Origin of the sequence: Actinoplanes sp. NPDC048967, assembly GCF_040649415.1 — a bacterium.
In the GTDB taxonomy this organism is placed as follows: Bacteria; Actinomycetota; Actinomycetes; order Mycobacteriales; family Micromonosporaceae; genus Actinoplanes.
Genome location: NZ_JBEZFL010000006.1, coordinates 367,146 through 381,560 on the forward strand (window position 1 = coordinate 367,146; position 14,415 = coordinate 381,560).

Here is a 14,415-nt window from a genome sequence, read left to right on the forward strand (position 1 = left end):
CCATCACCGTGCGCTGCGCGACGCCTGGGGAGCCAGGGCCGGACGGCCCGCACACGGGACGTCCGGCCCTCGCTGCCCGGCCGGGACGCGCCCAGGCTCAAGGGCATGACCGAGGGCTTCGCGCGGCACGGCGCGGTGCGGATCGCTTACGACGTCGAAGGTCCGCCCGGCGGCGAGCCGCTGTTGCTGATCATGGGCCTGGGCCTGCAGCTGCTGTTCTGGCCGGATTCGCTGCGGGCCCTGCTCACCGGCGCGGGCTTCCGGGTCGCCCGATACGACAACCGCGACGTCGGGCTGTCCACCCATCTCGTCGGGCTGGGTTCACCGACCCTGCTGTCGCTCGCCCGGCGCCGCCCGCCCGGCTACGACCTGGCCGACATGGCCGGCGATGCGCTGGCCGTCCTGGACGCGTTGGGCTGGCGCAGCGCCCACGTGGCGGGGGTGTCGCTGGGTGGCATGATCGCGCAGACCATGGCCGGTCTGCGGCCCGGCCGGGTCCGGTCGCTGACGTCCATCTCCGCCACGCCGTCGCCTCGCATCGGGCGTCCGGGTCCGCGCGCCGTCGCGGCGCTGCTGCGCCGGCCGGCGCCCGGTCGGGAAGCCGCGGCCCAGCAGGTCGTCGACATCTTCCGGGTGATCGGCTCACCCGGCCATCCGCACGACGAAGAGTGGCTGCGCGAGGTCGCCCGGCGTTGTCACGACCGAGCACACGATCCGGCCGGCATCCGCCGGCAACTCGCCGCGATCCTGTCCGCCGAGGATCGGCGGCCGAAACTGCGGACGCTGCGGCTGCCGGCGCTGGTGATCCACGGGGAGGCCGACCCGCTGGTGCGGCTGCCGGGCGGTCTCGCGACTGCTCGCGCGCTGCGCGGCGCGAAACTCGTCGTCTACTCCGGCATGGGACACGACCTGCCCGCGGCGTTGCAGCCGGACATCGCCGCGGAGATCACCGCCGTGGCGGATCGAGGCGCCAACGACGCGGAGTGTCCGTCGGGCATCCGGGCGTGAGCAGCTTGGCATCGTGGCTGGAGCTCGCGGACAGGCTGGGTTCCATCGTGGGCGCGGCCGCGGCGGTACTCTCTCTGCTTCTCGCCCGCCGTTCGAGGAGCGGTGCGCCTCCGTACGGCCCCGGGTGGCGAGCCGCCCTGGCCGCGATCGTCATTCTTGGGTTGCTGGCGCTCGGCGCCCGCTTCCGGCCCGGCCTTCCCGGCCCTGCGAACGCCATGGCGACGTGGGCGCTGCCGGTGCTCGGCATCGCCGCGGTGATCATCGTGCTGCGGCCGCGCCCGATCACCCGGCCCGTGGAGCCGGACCGGTCGCCTTGGCTCGACGAGCTGCTGAGGGCCCAGCAGGCAGACGTGACCCACCGCTACCGGTTCTTCGGCCTGCACGTCCCGGCGCTGTCCGAGATCTACGTCCGCCGCCGGGTCTCGGTCGTGGGCGCCCGCAGCGATGATCGGCAGGTGCTCACCGGCGTCGATGAACTGCTGGAACTGCCGGCCCACACGCTGATCCTCGGCGGTGCCGGATCGGGCAAGTCGGCCATGGTCGCCACGATGGTCGCCGAAGCCGCCCGGCGGGCCTCGGCCGGGCGTACGCCGCAGGTGGCCATCGCCTGCCCGGCGTCCGACCTCAGCGACCACGACCTGCCGGAAGCCCTCGCGCTCGCGGCGTCGCGGGACCTCGGCGTGCCGGCCGACGCGGCCCTGTTCCGGCGGCCACCCCACCCGGCCGCCACCTGGCGAGTGATCGTCGACGGTGTGGACGAGGTGATCGGGACCGGGGCCCGGTCGCGACTGCTGTGGCGCCTGCGCCGGCTCCTGGACCAGCAGGCCTCGCCCTGGCGGATCATCGTCACGTCCCGCCCCCTGCCCGCCGTGGAACTCGCGGAGCTGCGCCGGCCCGGCGTCGAGGAGTTCGAGCTGCGCCCGTTCGACCGCGCCGATCTCGGCGAATTCGCCGGGCGCTGGTTCACCGCCCGGCTGCCCGGCGACCCGCGGGCCGCGGCCGGCAAGGCCGCGTTCTTCCTGGCCCGCCTCTCGGGAGCGAGACTGGGTCCGGTCGCCCGGGTACCGCTGCTGGCCACGATCGCCGCCATGGTGTTCGAACAGACCGGCAGCCAGGCCCTGCCCACCAGCCGCACAATGCTGTACGAGCGCTTCATCGACCACCTGATGGACGGACGCCGCGACCTGTCCTCGGTGCGTGACGCCTTCCTTCCGGCGCTGCGGGCGCGGGGTCGGCCCGGCATCGACGTCGCGCGATGGTTCGACGACGACTTCTACGCGATCATCGCCGGGTTGCTCGACGCCGTGGGCACGGCCCGGTTCACCGACCCGACAGCAGATCTCGTAGCGGCCGGGCTGGACTGGCTGGACCGCAACGCGCCGCATCCGCTGACCGCGGTTCTGCCGGGAGCCCGGCAGACGGTCGACGACATCCTGCGGGCGACCGCTCTGCTGGTCCCCCGGCAGGGCCGGCTGGCTTTCGCTCACCAGAGCTTCGCCGAGTTCCTCGCCGCCCGCGCTACCGCCGCCACCTTCGACGCCGGCGCGTGGTACGCCCTCGCCGCCGATCCCGGTGCGCGCAGCCGAGCTGCCTTCGCCGCCGCCCGGCAGCCGGAGTCCGATCACCTGGTGCGGACCCTGGTGGAGGACTTCGGCGATGTCGTCGCGGCCGGGGACATGGTGGCCGACGGGGTACCGGTCACTGACAGCACCCGGCGGCAGGTCCTGACCGCGCTGTTCGACCAGCTCGTCCGGGATGCTCCTGCGGCCGCCGAATGCCTGCGGGTCCTGCGGGAGCTGAGCGCGGACCTGGACGTGCTGACCCGGATGGCCGCGCTGGTCGACGACGCCGGGATCGAACCGTGGGTGCGCGCGGTCCTGGCCGACGCGATCGCCGACGTCGACCAGGCCGCCGGCGTCCGGGCGTCACGCCAGGTCATGCGGACGGCGCCGCGGGACGTCCGCAACTGGGTGGCCGCCGCGCTCGACGCCCGCGGGCTTGCGGCCGAGCCCGTCCGGGAGGCGATGGACGCGCCGGACGCCTGGGCGGAGCGCCCGCTGGGCCGCATCGGCCGGCTCGTGCTCTCCCGGCGGGCGGGCGATCCTGCGGTGAGTGATCGGCAGCGGCTGGAGGCCGCGACCGTGCTCGGTGACGACGGCGACACACGTCCGCTGCGAGCGCTGCTCGACGAGCCGCAGGCCGACCCCGTGGTCCGATTCCGCGCCGCGGTGCTCATCGCCGAACGCGGTGACACCGGTCCCCTGCGGGGACTGGCCCGCGGCGACGGCCTGCTCAACGGCGTTCGCTCGGTCACCTGGCTGCGCTTCCTCGCGGCTCGCGAGCTCGCCTGCCGGGACCCGCTGGGAATGGGCGACCTCCTCCGCACGCTGGTCGCCGAATCCGGTTCGGTGCCGCTCACGTACGGATCGGCCGCCCTGCTCGCCCGGGCGGGCGACCCCACGATCCTGGAGCGGATGACGTCCGGGCCGGTCGCCGCGTCATCCTGGCCGCAGTCCCCCGCCGTCCCGGGCGCCCTCAGCATCGCCGCCGCCGACGCGCTGGTCCGCCGCGGCGAACCGGGCAGCCTCCACCGGGCGCTCGCCGGGCGGCCTGTGCCCGACGTGCGGGCGGTGCTGCTGGCCGGGTTGGTCGGGCTCGGCGACCGCCGGGCGGGCGCAGAGCTACGCGACCTGCTGCGACCGCACCGGCGCTCCTGGCCACGGCGGGTCCATCCCTGGCCACGGCGGACGGAGATGCACCGGCTGCTCGCCCAGCACGGCGACGGAGAGTCTTTGCGGTGGCTGCGGCGCCACGTACACCCACTCATGCCGCCGCTGCGGCGCCTGGCCGTCGCCGTCGCCCTGCGCCGCGTCGACGAGCCGGCCGGAACCGAGGCGCTGCGCCGGATCGCCGTCAGCCGGTGGCAGCCGGCCCGCCTTCGCGTCCTGGCCGCCGAACGCCGCTGCTCCGGGCCGGGAATGGCCCGGCAGGCTCTCGCCGTCCTGCCCGGCTCGCCGCGGACCGAGTTCGCCGCCGCGATCCGGCTGGCCCGGGTCCACCGGGACGAGGAGCTCGTACGCCGGATGCTCGACGATCCGGTGACCTCCACCCGTCGTCGTGAGTATCTCGTCCTCCTGCTCACCGACGGCCTCAACGAGTCGTGGCAGGACAAAGAGGCGGAGCTGCTCGACCACGGCGAATGGCACAGATTCGGCGATCCCGGCTCTCTGGCCCCGGGCTCGCCGTTCTCGGCCCCGCCCCGGCATCCGCCCGCCCGTTTCGCCCGGTTCCAGCGCCTCGCCGCCGACCCGGCCACCCCGGCCCGCCTGCGCGTCACCGCCGCCGCGGCGCTGCTGCCCGCCGCCGCCGGCATCGACGCGCTGGCCGGCCTGGCCCGCGACCCCGGCATACGCGGGCAGCACCGCCGCAGAGCGCTGATCGCCGTGGCCGAATGGGACCCCGGCGCCGCACGGCTCCTGCTTGCCGAGGCGGTACGCGACCGTTGGTTGCCTCGGGCACGGACCTGGCAGCTGCAGCTGGCTTTCTTCGGCCTTCCTCGAGGGCAGTGGACCGGTGCGACGGACTGGCCCGAGTTCGGCACCATCCGCCGCCGGACGGAAGCCGTCCTCGACGGAGCCCGGTTCACCGTGCCGCTCCGGCTGGCCCGCCTGTTGCTCAGCCGGCCACGTCTGGACCCGGTGCGCCCCGCCGGACTGCCGGAATCCTGAACGCGGGGCCGGGGGCGCCCTCCGCGCCGGCCCCGCGTACGGCGGCTCAGCCGGCGCTGTACTCGACGGCGACGTCCAGCACCCAGGTGACCCCGAAACGGTCCGTGAGCATGCCGTAGAGCGGGCTCCAGCCGGCCGGGCCCAGGTCCTGGACGACGGTCGCGCCGTCGGACAGAGCTTTCCAGTACGTGGTGAGCTCGGCCTCGTCCGTGCCGCGGACCGAGACGAAGACCGGCTTGTCGCCCGGGCTGTAGGTCTGGTGGCCGGGTACGTCGTAGGCCATGACGTGGAAGCCGTTCGGGGCCTGGACCTGCCCCCACATGATCTGGTCGGCCTCGGCCGGGTCGGTGACGTTGTGGGCGTCGGCGTAGGTCAGCAGGACCGTCTGGCCGCCGAACACCGACTGGTAGAAGGTCAGCGCCTTCCGGGCGTCGCCGCGGAAGTTCAGGTGGGTCGTGGTGGTGACGCTCATGATGACTCCTGTCTCGGTTGGTCGACTCGAGAATCGCAGCCGTAGGTGACAGGATGTGTCCTCTTCTTCGGGCAGAATCGCCGTCATGCCGAAGACCTCCGCCCGACTGCTGGCCCTGCTGTCCTTGCTGCAGACCCGCCGGGACTGGCCGGGCACGTTGCTGGCCGACCGGCTGGAGATCAGCCTGCGGACGGTGCGCCGGGACGTCGACCGGCTCCGGGAGCTCGGCTATCCGATCGCCGCGGCCAAGGGGCCCGACGGCGGCTACCGGTTGCGCGCCGGCACCGAACTGCCGCCACTGCTGTTCGACGACGACCAGGCCGTCGCCCTCACCGTCGCCCTGCAGCTCGCCGCGACCACCGAGGGCAGCGGTCTGGCCGAGGCGGCCGCGCGCGCACTGACCACGATCCGGCAGGTCCTGCCGGCCCGGCTGCGGCACCGGGTCAGCGCTCTGCGGGTCACGGCCGTCGAGCGGCCTTCCGCTCGCCCCGCCGCGCCGGTCGACGGCGACGTGCTCCTGGCGATCAGCGCCGCCGTCCACGCCCGGGAGGTCCTGCGCTTCGACTACGGCGCCGAGCAGGCCGACGCGCCTCCGCGCCGGGCCGAGCCGCACCACCTCGTCACCTGGGACGGGCGCTGGTATCTCGTCGCCTGGGACCTCGACCGTACGGACTGGCGTACCTTCCGCGCCGACCGGATGGCTGTGCGCACCCCCAACGGTCCCCGGTTCACCCCCCGCGAGCTGCCCGGCGGGGACGTCGCCGGCTTTGTCATCAGCAAGTTCCGTGGTTCCAGGGACAGCTCAGGCGACTGGCCCTGCCAGGGCACAGTGCTCCTCGACCGGCCGGCTGCCGACGTTGCGCTCTACAGCCGCGACGGCGTCGTCGAGGAGGCCGGTCCCGGCCGCTGCCGGCTCACCCTCGGTGCATGGTCCTGGCCGGCCCTGGCCGCCGCCATCGCCAGGTTCGACGCGGACATCGAGGTCGTCGGTCCCGATGAGCTGGCCGACGCCTTCGGTCTTCTCGCCCGCCGGCTGGCCCGGACCGCGGCCGGGGCGAGCGCTCGGGGACGCTGACCCGCTGATCGAGTGGGATCGGTCAGCTGCTCCCCGCGGGAAGACGGATGGTGAAGGCGGCGCCGCTCCCCGGTGCACCCCAGGCCTCGATCGTGCCCCCGTGCCCGGTGACGACTTCCCGGGCCAGCGCGAGCCCCAGCCCGAAGCGGCGGTGATCGCCCTGGCCGCCCCGGGCGAAACGGGCGAACAGCCGTTCGGTGTCGGCCGGGTCGAAGCCGGTGCCGTCGTCGCGGACGACGACGGTGACCACGGCGGCGTCCCGGCCGAGTTCGACGCGGACGTGTCCACCGCCCGGGGTGTGGCTCAGCGCGTTGTCGACCAGGGCGGTGAGCACGCGCCGCAGGGCGACCTCATGACCGGGCACGACCGACGGCCCGTCGGCGTCGGGCAGCAACGTCAGCTCCACGTGCTGTGCCGCCGCCCGCGGGGCCTGATCGGCGACGACGGCCGCGGCGACGACACCCAGATCGACGGGTACGCGAGCGTCGTCGCGCCGGCTGAGCTGAGTGGAGAGCAACAGGTCCTCGACGACCTCACCCAGGTGCCGGGTACCGGTGACCAGTTCGTCGACGTCCGCGCTGACTTGGGTACGGTCCACACCGGCGCGCACGTCCATCTGCAACAGCTGGGCCCGGGTGTGCAGCTGCGTCAGCGGGGTGCGCAGCTCGTGGCTGGCGTCGGCGACGAACTGCCGTTGCCGGGTCAGCGCGTCGGCCAGCGGGGCGGTGGCGCGACGGGCGAGCAGCGCCGCCGACAGCACCGCCACGAGCAGGCCGACCACCTCCCCGGCGAGCAGGGCACCGAGCAGCCGCTCACGTTCCTCGTGCTGCTCGTGCCGGCTCAGCACGACCTGCACCGTCCGCGTTCCCCGTTGCCTGGTCAGCGCCAGGTATCCGCCCTCCCGTCCACTGATCGTGGTCGACTCGCCGGCGCCGCCGGCGTGGACCCGGCCGAGCGCGCCGCGGTCGGGCAAGCCGGCGGGAGCGTCCTCGGTGGCCCTGATCCGGCCGCCGGCGTCCTGAACGAAGATCCACACGTCCGGCGGCGGGTCGTCCACGTCCTCCGCGGTCGCCGCGGTCTGCCGGAGCAGTGCCGCGGCGGCGGCGTCCTGGCTGTGGGTGACGACGACCAGGGCGAGCAGCCCGGCGATGAGCAGGCTCACGGTGATCGCGGCCGCCGTCTGCACGGCGATGACACGACGGGCCCGCAACAACAGGGCCTGATCCGGACCGGGCCGTGCCCGCCTTCCCCGCATCAGGCGCGTCCGAGCCGGTAGCCCACGCCCCGGACGGTGGCCACCGCCGTGGCTCCGAGTTTGCGCCGCAGATAGTGCACGTAGGTGTCGACCAGGGCGACACCGGAGGCGTCGGGAAAGACCCGCGCGACGATCTCCTCGCGGGTGAACGCACGCGCCGGATGGCGGGCCAGCAGGCGTAGCAGGTCGCTCTCGCGGCCCGACAACGCCACGACCGCACCGTCGGAGCGGGTCACTGTCCGGGTGATCAGGTCGAACGCGGCTCCACCGACCGTCAGCCGTTCCGCCGTCGCGACGCGCGTACGCAGCAGCACACGGACGCGGGCCAGCAGCTCCTCGACCTCGAACGGCTTGACCACGTAGTCCTCGGCACCACTGTCCAGGCCGGTCACCCGGTCGGACACCGTGCCGAGCGCGGTCAGCACCAGGGCCGGAACGGTGACCCCGGACCGGCGGAGCCGGCCCAGCAGGTCGAGGCCGTCGATCGCCGGCAGGCCGCGATCGAGGATCATCACGTCGTACCGGTGGGTCAGTGCCAGGTGCAGGCCGGCCTGACCGTCCGGGGCCAGATCGGGCTCGTAGCCGGCGCTCCGGAACAACCGCAGCAGCAGCGGACCCAGCTCGCGGTCGTCCTCGACCACCAGCACCCTCGCCGGGGGCAGAACCGTGTCCGTCATGGTGTCACTCTCGCAGGCCGGCACGCTCACCAGCGTCTCCGGCGAAAATGGGAGGATTCGAAGATTCACTCCCTAGCCTTCCGCAGAGAGCCCGGGCCACGCCACCGGTCCGGGCCGGCCTTTTCCGCCTCTCCGGAAGGACTTCCATGGGCACCATCAACGGGCTGCCGGCGCACATCCTGCTCGTGCACGCCGTCGTGGTCCTGCTCCCCCTGGCCGCGGTGCTGCTCGTCCTCACCGCCGTCCGGCCCGCGTTCCGCCGGCGCTTCGCCGGCCCGAACGCCCTGCTGTCCGTGTTCGTCGTGATCCTCGTGCCCATCACGACCAGCGCCGGCGAATGGCTGGAACAGCGCGTCACCGAGACAGCTCTGCTGCACACCCACACCGAGCTCGGCGACACCGCCATCTGGGCCGCCGTCCCGGTCGCGGTCCTGGCGCTGGTGATCTGGTGGCGGCACCGTGAGGCACCGGCCGCGCCGTCGGCGGGCGGCTCGGAGCGTACCGTCGCGACCGCACGGCGCACCTACCTGGCGCCGCTGTCGATGACGGTGACCAGGATCATCGCCGTGCTGGCGGTCGGCTTCGCCGTCGCCGCCGTCTACGACGTCTACCGCATCGGGGACTCCGGCGCGAAAGCCACCTGGACGGGGACCGTGAGTTCGGCCGCCACGCCGCAGGGGTCCGACGGCGACTGAGGGCACGGGCCGATCGGCTCTTCCCGGCCCGTCCGGGGCGGTGCACGCTGGCGAGCAGGCAGACCCGACACCGAGGAGGTGGGACGTGACCCATCCGGGCGAACCGCACACCACGGCGATCGCCGGACGGCTGAACTGGCTTCGGGCCGGGGTCCTGGGGGCCAACGACGGCATCGTCTCGACCGCCGGTCTGGTGGTCGGCGTGGCCGGTGCGACCCTGGCCGGTGGCCCGATCGCCACCGCCGGAGTCGCCGGCCTCGTGGCCGGCGCGGTGTCGATGGCCCTGGGCGAATACGTCTCGGTGAGCAGCCAGCGCGACTCCGAACGGGCCCTGCTGGCCAAGGAACGCCGGGAGCTCGCCGACTTCCCCGAGCAGGAGCTGGACGAACTGACCGCGTTGTACGCGGCCAAGGGCCTGAGCGAGGACACCGCCCGGCGGGTGGCGCGGGAGCTCACCGCCAAGGACGCCTTCGCCGCCCACGCCGAGATCGAGCTGCGGATCGACCCCGACGCGCTGACCAGCCCCTGGCACGCGGCCGCGGCCTCGGCGCTCGCCTTCACCGTCGGATCGCTGCTTCCGCTGGTCGCGATCCTGCTGCCGCCGCCGCACCTGCGGGTGGCGGTCACGTTCGTGGTGGTGATCCTGGCGCTCGCGACGACCGGTGCGCTCAGCGCGCGACTGGGTTCGGCCGGCGTCGGACGGGCGGTCGCCCGTCTGGTCGTCGGCGGAGCCCTGGCCATGGCCGTGACCTTCGGCATCGGTCAACTGGTCGGCGCGGGCGTGGGCTGAGACCCGCGGCTGCCTCCGCCCCCGCTGGGGGTCCGGTGATCGCTACGCTGACGGGCGGCGAGAGGGGGGCGGATGCGCCTGCGCGTGGTGACGATCAACGTGCAGAACGAGCAGGGCGACCCACGCCGGACCCGCCTGCTCAATCAGGAGATCCGGCGCCTGGCGCCGGATCTGGTGGCGTTCCAGGAGGTCTGCTACCCCGCCCGGCGTGACCAGCTCGCCGAGCTGGTCGCCGGCACCGGTCTGCACACCACCCACCAGGCCGGCCTGCTCGACCGGCTGCCGCCGGAGGGCGACCGGTACGGCGGGACCGCGATCGCCACCCGCCGGCCCCACCGGATCCGCGAGGTCCTGGAGAACCGGACCGGTGACGTCCACTGGTGGACGCTGGCCGCGACGGTTCCGGTGCCGTCGCTGGGCGAGCAGTTGTTCATCGTGCCCACCACGCCGTGGCGGCTGGACGCCGAGGCCGCCCGCGAGCGTCAGGCCACCGAGATCACCGAGCTCGACGCCCGGCACCGGGCAGTGCTGCCGACGATCATCGCCGGTGACCTCAACGCCGGCCCGGACGCGTCGAGCATCCGCTACCTGAGCGGGCTGCAGGCCCTGCACGGGCGCAGCGCGCACTATCACGACGCCTGGGCCGCGGCCGGTGACGGGCCCGGTCACACCTGGACGGTGGACAATCCGCTGGCCGCCGCCGAGATCGAAAGGGTGATCGGCCAGCCCGGTCACCGCCGGCGGATCGACTACGTGTTCGTCGGCAGCGCGCACGCCCATCCGCAGGCCCGCGCCCGGATCGTGACAGCGCGGCTGATCGCCGACCGCCCGGTGGACGGGGTGTGGCTCAGCGACCACGCCGGCGTCGTGGCCGACCTCGACGTGGCGGCCAGCCCTTCATCGTGACGGTCCCACGCTGCCCCGGCGGGACCATCGGCCCTGGTCCAGGGGTCCGGCGCGATGCCATGCTCCACATCGACCGGCGGTGGCGGGGCCACCGCCCCGTTCGAGCCGGGAGGCATCCATGATCGCCCAGGTCGGTGACCGGATCGTCGTCAAGGGAACGCACGTGGGTGACCGGATCCGCGTCGGCGTCATCATGGCACTCCGGCACGCCGACGGCACCCCGCCGTACGAGGTACGGTGGCTCGACGACGGGCATGTCGGCCTGATCTTCCCGGGCCCGGAGACCCACATCGAGCACCCGACCCGGCCGGCATGAACAGCGAGCGCGCGCGTCCGGATGCTCGGTGCCCGGTCCGTCCCGGAGAGCCCTGCACGTTGTGTGAGATGGGCGCCACCGGGCCGCGGGACTGCCCGCTGGTGTGGCTGGTGATGACCGACGACGAGTTGCGGGCCGGCGTGCACACCGCCGCGGTACGCCACCGCGCCGCCACGAGCCACCCGGTGGCGCGGTAGATCGACCGGACCCGTCGGGCCGCACGGCCGCTGGGCGAAGCGCGAGGATGCGGAGGCCGACGATGACGCCGCGCGACAGCCATGCCGCGACCGGCTCCGGTCAGGAAGCCGCGGGCGCATTGCGCCGGATCCTGGCCCCGCGATCGATCGCGGTCGTCGGCGCGGGACGACGCCGCGGCGGTCCCGGCCACGAGACGATCCGCGCACTCCGCGACTACGGCTTCCCGGGCCGGCTCCACGCGGTCAACGGTTCCGGCCGCCCGGTGTGCGGGGTGCTCGCCCACCGCGCCGTCACCGACCTGCCCGGCCCCGTCGACCTGCTGGTGGTCGCCGTGGACACCGGCGACATCGCGGACGTCCTGAGCGACGCCGGCGGGCTCGGCGTCCGCGGCGCCGTCCTGCTGGGCACCGGGCCGCCCGGCGGCGATCCGTGGGGCGACGGGCGGCGCCGGGAGATCCTCCGGATCGCCCGCCGGCACCACATCCGGCTGCTCGGCCCGGGCTGCCTCGGCGTCCTCAACACGGATCCACGGGTACGGCTGAACGCGAGCCTGTCACCGCTGCGCCCGCCCAGCGGCGGCCTCGCCCTGGCGGTGCGCTCCGGCGCCGTCGGCATCACGCTGCTGGCCGACGCGGTACGCGAGCACTGCGGCATCTCGAGCCTCGTCTCGCTCGGCGACGCGATCGACCTCTCGGGCGGCGACCTGCTCGACTACTGGCTCGACGACCCGGCCACCCGCGCGGTCGCCCTGTCCCCCGACGCGTTCAGCGACCCGGCCGGCTTCGCGCGTGCGGCCTGGTTCCTCGGCCGGCGCAAGCCCGTGCTGGCGATCACCGGCGCCGCTGATCCCGTACGGGAGAAGCTGCTCGCCGAAGCCGGCGTCATCCGCACGGCGAGCGTCGGTGAAACGCTCGACACCGCCCGGATCCTGGTCGACCAGCCGCTGCCCGGCAGCAACCGGATGGCGATCGTCGGCAACGCCGGCGGCCTCACGGCGCTGGCGGCCGACCGGGCCCGGACGTACGGGTTCGACGTCGTGCCGCTGAGCTGTGCGACCCGGGCCCAGCTCCCGGCGTCCGCCGGCCCGGCCGGATCCGGCAATCCGGTCGACCTCGGCATCGACGCGCTGCCCGCACGGATCGCCGACGCCGTCGAAACCGTCGCGGTCAGCGGCGAGACCGACGTCCTGCTGCTGGTCCTGGTCGGCACCCGCGCGACCGTGCTCGCCGCCCAGCTGGCGGCGCTGACGCCGATCCTCGACGGCCATCCGCGTCTCACGATCGCCGCGATCAGCACCGGCGGCACCGCGGACGTGCACCGGTTCGGCCGGACCACCGTCCCGATCTTCCGCGAGCCGGAGCAGGCCCTCCGGGCGCTGGCCCACGCCCGCGACTACGCCGCCTGGCGGCGGTTCCCGCCGGCCCGCCGCCCCGACCCGGAACGCGGCGCGATCCGCCGGACGGTCACGACCTGGTCCGGCCCCGCTGATCCCGAGTACGCGCCGCGAGCCGGGAGAGGAGCGTCCATCCAGCGCTGATGACCTGATCGATCCGTACGGTCGCCGCCCACGACGGCCACCGCATCCCGTCGATGCACCCGGCCGCCGACTACAGAACGGCTCGCCACTCGATCCTGCTCGGCGACGAATTTTTGCCGGCGACGTTCATTCGCCAGTGAGACCACGCGCCGCGGGCTGAAGGATCAGACTCGTCCGGACGAGAGCGCCTCGGCGATCATGCGATGGCCTTGGGCTTCGAACGACTCGTCACCCACCCGGTAGGCCCACGCCGCGGTGCCGATCGCCTCGCGGACCCGGTTGCGGTACCACGCGGCCGGCTCGCGGGGGTCGGTCCCGTACCCGTCGAGGAAGGCCGTCTCGAGCTCGGCGTCGCGGCGGAAGTCCTGGACCGCCAGCCGGGCGAAGTCCGTGAGGGCCGGACGCGACGCCGCCCGGCCGAAGTCGATGACGCTCACGACGCCGTCACAGATGAGCCAGTTCCGAGGCTGCCAGTCGCCATGGGTGGGTACCAGAGTCGCGGGCGGCGTCGGCCAGGCCGTGATCTCGGCTCGTAGCCGCTCCACCGTGGACGCGGCGATCCGGTGTGGCCGGCTGAGCCATGCCAGTGACTTCTCGTTCTCCCGGCTCTCGTAGTCGTCGTCCGTGACGACGCTCTGGCCGTGCAGCAGAGCCAGCAGCTCGCCGGCCTGCCGATAGGTGGCGGGCTCGTCGGCGTGCTCGCTGCCGAGCACCAGTTCACCGGGCAGATAGCGGGTGACGAGCAGCTTGGCGGCCGCGCTGCCGTGCACCAGAGCCGGTGCGCGGCCCCGGCTGGTCCATGGGTCCAGCCAGTGCAGATGGGCGTGCAGCTCCCGCTGGATGTGATGGTCATCCTCGCCGCCGGCTTTGACGATGAATCGTGATCCGGCGTGGGTGACTTCGAGGACAGTGGTTGCCACCAGGCCCCAGCTGTGGTCCTTCTCGACGGTCGCCGCGGGTAGCCACTGGTCCACCAGTTCCCGCTGCCGCGGAGAGAGATTTCCGAGCGCAGAGGTCACAACGGGACATCATACGGGGCGACCACCGCCGAACGTTCGGGCTTGTCAGTGGCTCGCCCGGCGCTGATGCGACGCCAGGAGCACCAGCCACAGCCAGCCGACAGATACGCAGAGCCGCTGCCACAGTCCCGCGGCGGACGCCCATGGGTCGACACCGTCGAAACCGATTGTCGCGAAGGAGAACAGTACGGCGAATGCCACCCCGCTCAGCGCCGAACACACCGCGAACCAGCCCGATCGACGGCGCGCGAACGCGACGGCGGCGGTCACCATGGCGAGGGCCAGCGCAGCGAAGCCGGGCAGAGAAAAGACCAGGTCGTGCACTTGACCGTGCCAGGTGACCGGACTTGCGGCCGTCGGATAGCCGCCGACGGGATCGGTGACGAAAACACCCGCGCCGATCAGTCCGATGCCCCACACCGCCACCAGCAGCGGCAGCGCCAGCGCGCCGGGACCGGGGCGCAGGGCGCGGCGCAGACCGATCGAGAACAGCACCACCAGCAGTCCGCAAACGACGAAGGTGACGATCTGCTGCCAGCCTTGCGGCCCGAGAGCGAGCGAGCTGACCGGATGACGCAGCTGGGAGTATCCGCGGCCACGGAAAATGCCCTCGGCGAGGTATGCCGCCGTGAAAAGAGGACCAACCAGCAGACCGGCCACGAGAAGCCGACTACGGCGAAAAGGCGGCCGGGCCGGGCTGGCAGCGGCAAGGGAAGTCAGCAGGGTCATGCTGTCAACC

The 14,415-nt window shown here is 73.6% G+C and carries 14 protein-coding genes; 9 read left to right on the plus strand and 5 right to left on the minus strand.

All coding sequences use genetic code 11. The annotated features are described in order from the left end of the window. The first annotated feature begins 105 nt into the window (after nt 1-105). The gene (locus AB0C12_RS27285) at nt 106-1,008 is read left to right on the plus strand and encodes an alpha/beta hydrolase (protein WP_360552660.1); all 903 of its coding nucleotides are present in this window, start codon (nt 106-108) and stop codon (nt 1,006-1,008) included. Further along, the gene (locus AB0C12_RS27290) at nt 1,005-4,736 is read left to right on the plus strand and encodes an NACHT domain-containing protein (RefSeq protein WP_360552661.1); all 3,732 of its coding nucleotides are present in this window, start codon (nt 1,005-1,007) and stop codon (nt 4,734-4,736) included. The genes AB0C12_RS27285 and AB0C12_RS27290 overlap by 4 nt, the downstream gene beginning before the upstream one ends. A gap of 46 nt (nt 4,737-4,782) precedes the next feature. Here AB0C12_RS27290 and AB0C12_RS27295 read toward each other — a convergent pair whose 3' ends face one another. Then, nucleotides 4,783-5,208 (minus strand): VOC family protein, encoded by a 426-nt coding sequence (locus tag AB0C12_RS27295; protein WP_360552662.1) that lies wholly within the window; start codon nt 5,206-5,208, stop codon nt 4,783-4,785. Between the two features lie 85 nt (nt 5,209-5,293). Between AB0C12_RS27295 and AB0C12_RS27300 the strand changes: the two genes are divergently transcribed. Beyond that, complete coding sequence (locus AB0C12_RS27300) at nt 5,294-6,283, plus strand: YafY family protein (RefSeq protein WP_360552663.1); 990 nt, start codon at nt 5,294-5,296, stop codon at nt 6,281-6,283. 22 nt (nt 6,284-6,305) lie between these two features. On the opposite strand, the gene AB0C12_RS27305 is transcribed toward AB0C12_RS27300, so the two are convergent. Both AB0C12_RS27305 and AB0C12_RS27310 read right to left on the minus strand, forming a co-directional pair. Next, nucleotides 6,306-7,493 carry a HAMP domain-containing sensor histidine kinase gene (locus tag AB0C12_RS27305; RefSeq protein WP_360552664.1) on the minus strand — a complete coding sequence of 396 codons (1,188 nt, stop codon included), beginning with the start codon at nt 7,491-7,493 and terminating at the stop codon, nt 6,306-6,308. A 44-nt stretch (nt 7,494-7,537) separates the two neighbouring features. Continuing rightward, complete coding sequence (locus AB0C12_RS27310; RefSeq protein ID WP_360552665.1) at nt 7,538-8,215, minus strand: response regulator transcription factor; 678 nt, start codon at nt 8,213-8,215, stop codon at nt 7,538-7,540. 146 nt (nt 8,216-8,361) lie between these two features. On the opposite strand from AB0C12_RS27310, the gene AB0C12_RS27315 reads away from it, so the two are divergent. The 6 genes from AB0C12_RS27315 (at nt 8,362) to AB0C12_RS27340 (ending at nt 12,657) form a co-directional block, all read left to right on the plus strand. Beyond that, nucleotides 8,362-8,910 carry a DUF2231 domain-containing protein gene (locus AB0C12_RS27315; RefSeq protein WP_360552666.1) on the plus strand — a complete coding sequence of 183 codons (549 nt, stop codon included), beginning with the start codon at nt 8,362-8,364 and terminating at the stop codon, nt 8,908-8,910. An 85-nt stretch (nt 8,911-8,995) separates the two neighbouring features. Then, entirely contained in the window at nt 8,996-9,700 is a 705-nt protein-coding gene (locus AB0C12_RS27320; RefSeq protein WP_360552667.1) for a VIT family protein, read from the plus strand. 72 nt (nt 9,701-9,772) lie between these two features. Next, nucleotides 9,773-10,606 (plus strand): endonuclease/exonuclease/phosphatase family protein, encoded by an 834-nt coding sequence (locus tag AB0C12_RS27325; protein WP_360552668.1) that lies wholly within the window; start codon nt 9,773-9,775, stop codon nt 10,604-10,606. 118 nt (nt 10,607-10,724) lie between these two features. Further along, nucleotides 10,725-10,922 carry a DUF1918 domain-containing protein gene (locus AB0C12_RS27330; protein ID WP_360552669.1) on the plus strand — a complete coding sequence of 66 codons (198 nt, stop codon included), beginning with the start codon at nt 10,725-10,727 and terminating at the stop codon, nt 10,920-10,922. Next, on the plus strand, nt 10,919-11,119 hold the full coding sequence (locus AB0C12_RS27335; RefSeq protein WP_360552670.1) for a DUF6767 domain-containing protein: 201 nt from the start codon (nt 10,919-10,921) through the stop codon (nt 11,117-11,119). Before AB0C12_RS27330 ends, AB0C12_RS27335 begins: the two co-directional genes overlap by 4 nt. A 62-nt stretch (nt 11,120-11,181) precedes the next feature. After that, entirely contained in the window at nt 11,182-12,657 is a 1,476-nt protein-coding gene (locus tag AB0C12_RS27340; protein ID WP_360552671.1) for a CoA-binding protein, read from the plus strand. A 164-nt stretch (nt 12,658-12,821) separates the two neighbouring features. Here the strand turns inward: AB0C12_RS27340 and AB0C12_RS27345 are convergent, their stop codons facing one another. Continuing rightward, nucleotides 12,822-13,676 carry a phosphotransferase gene (locus AB0C12_RS27345; RefSeq protein ID WP_360552672.1) on the minus strand — a complete coding sequence of 285 codons (855 nt, stop codon included), beginning with the start codon at nt 13,674-13,676 and terminating at the stop codon, nt 12,822-12,824. A 45-nt stretch (nt 13,677-13,721) separates the two neighbouring features. Continuing rightward, nucleotides 13,722-14,405 carry a DUF998 domain-containing protein gene (locus AB0C12_RS27350; protein ID WP_360552673.1) on the minus strand — a complete coding sequence of 228 codons (684 nt, stop codon included), beginning with the start codon at nt 14,403-14,405 and terminating at the stop codon, nt 13,722-13,724. Nucleotides 14,406-14,415 lie beyond the last annotated feature (10 nt).

Coding starts and splice junctions, on each gene's coding strand:
- AB0C12_RS27285 (WP_360552660.1), top strand. CDS start 106: ATGACCGAGGGCTTCGCGCGGCACGGCGCGGTGCGGATCGCTTACGAC.
- AB0C12_RS27315 (WP_360552666.1), top strand. CDS start 8,362: ATGGGCACCATCAACGGGCTGCCGGCGCACATCCTGCTCGTGCACGCC.
- AB0C12_RS27340 (WP_360552671.1), top strand. CDS start 11,182: ATGACGCCGCGCGACAGCCATGCCGCGACCGGCTCCGGTCAGGAAGCC.
- AB0C12_RS27335 (WP_360552670.1), top strand. CDS start 10,919: ATGAACAGCGAGCGCGCGCGTCCGGATGCTCGGTGCCCGGTCCGTCCC.
- AB0C12_RS27295 (WP_360552662.1), bottom strand. CDS start 5,208: ATGAGCGTCACCACCACGACCCACCTGAACTTCCGCGGCGACGCCCGG.
- AB0C12_RS27330 (WP_360552669.1), top strand. CDS start 10,725: ATGATCGCCCAGGTCGGTGACCGGATCGTCGTCAAGGGAACGCACGTG.
- AB0C12_RS27350 (WP_360552673.1), bottom strand. CDS start 14,405: ATGACCCTGCTGACTTCCCTTGCCGCTGCCAGCCCGGCCCGGCCGCCT.
- AB0C12_RS27300 (WP_360552663.1), top strand. CDS start 5,294: ATGCCGAAGACCTCCGCCCGACTGCTGGCCCTGCTGTCCTTGCTGCAG.
- AB0C12_RS27310 (WP_360552665.1), bottom strand. CDS start 8,215: ATGACGGACACGGTTCTGCCCCCGGCGAGGGTGCTGGTGGTCGAGGAC.
- AB0C12_RS27325 (WP_360552668.1), top strand. CDS start 9,773: ATGCGCCTGCGCGTGGTGACGATCAACGTGCAGAACGAGCAGGGCGAC.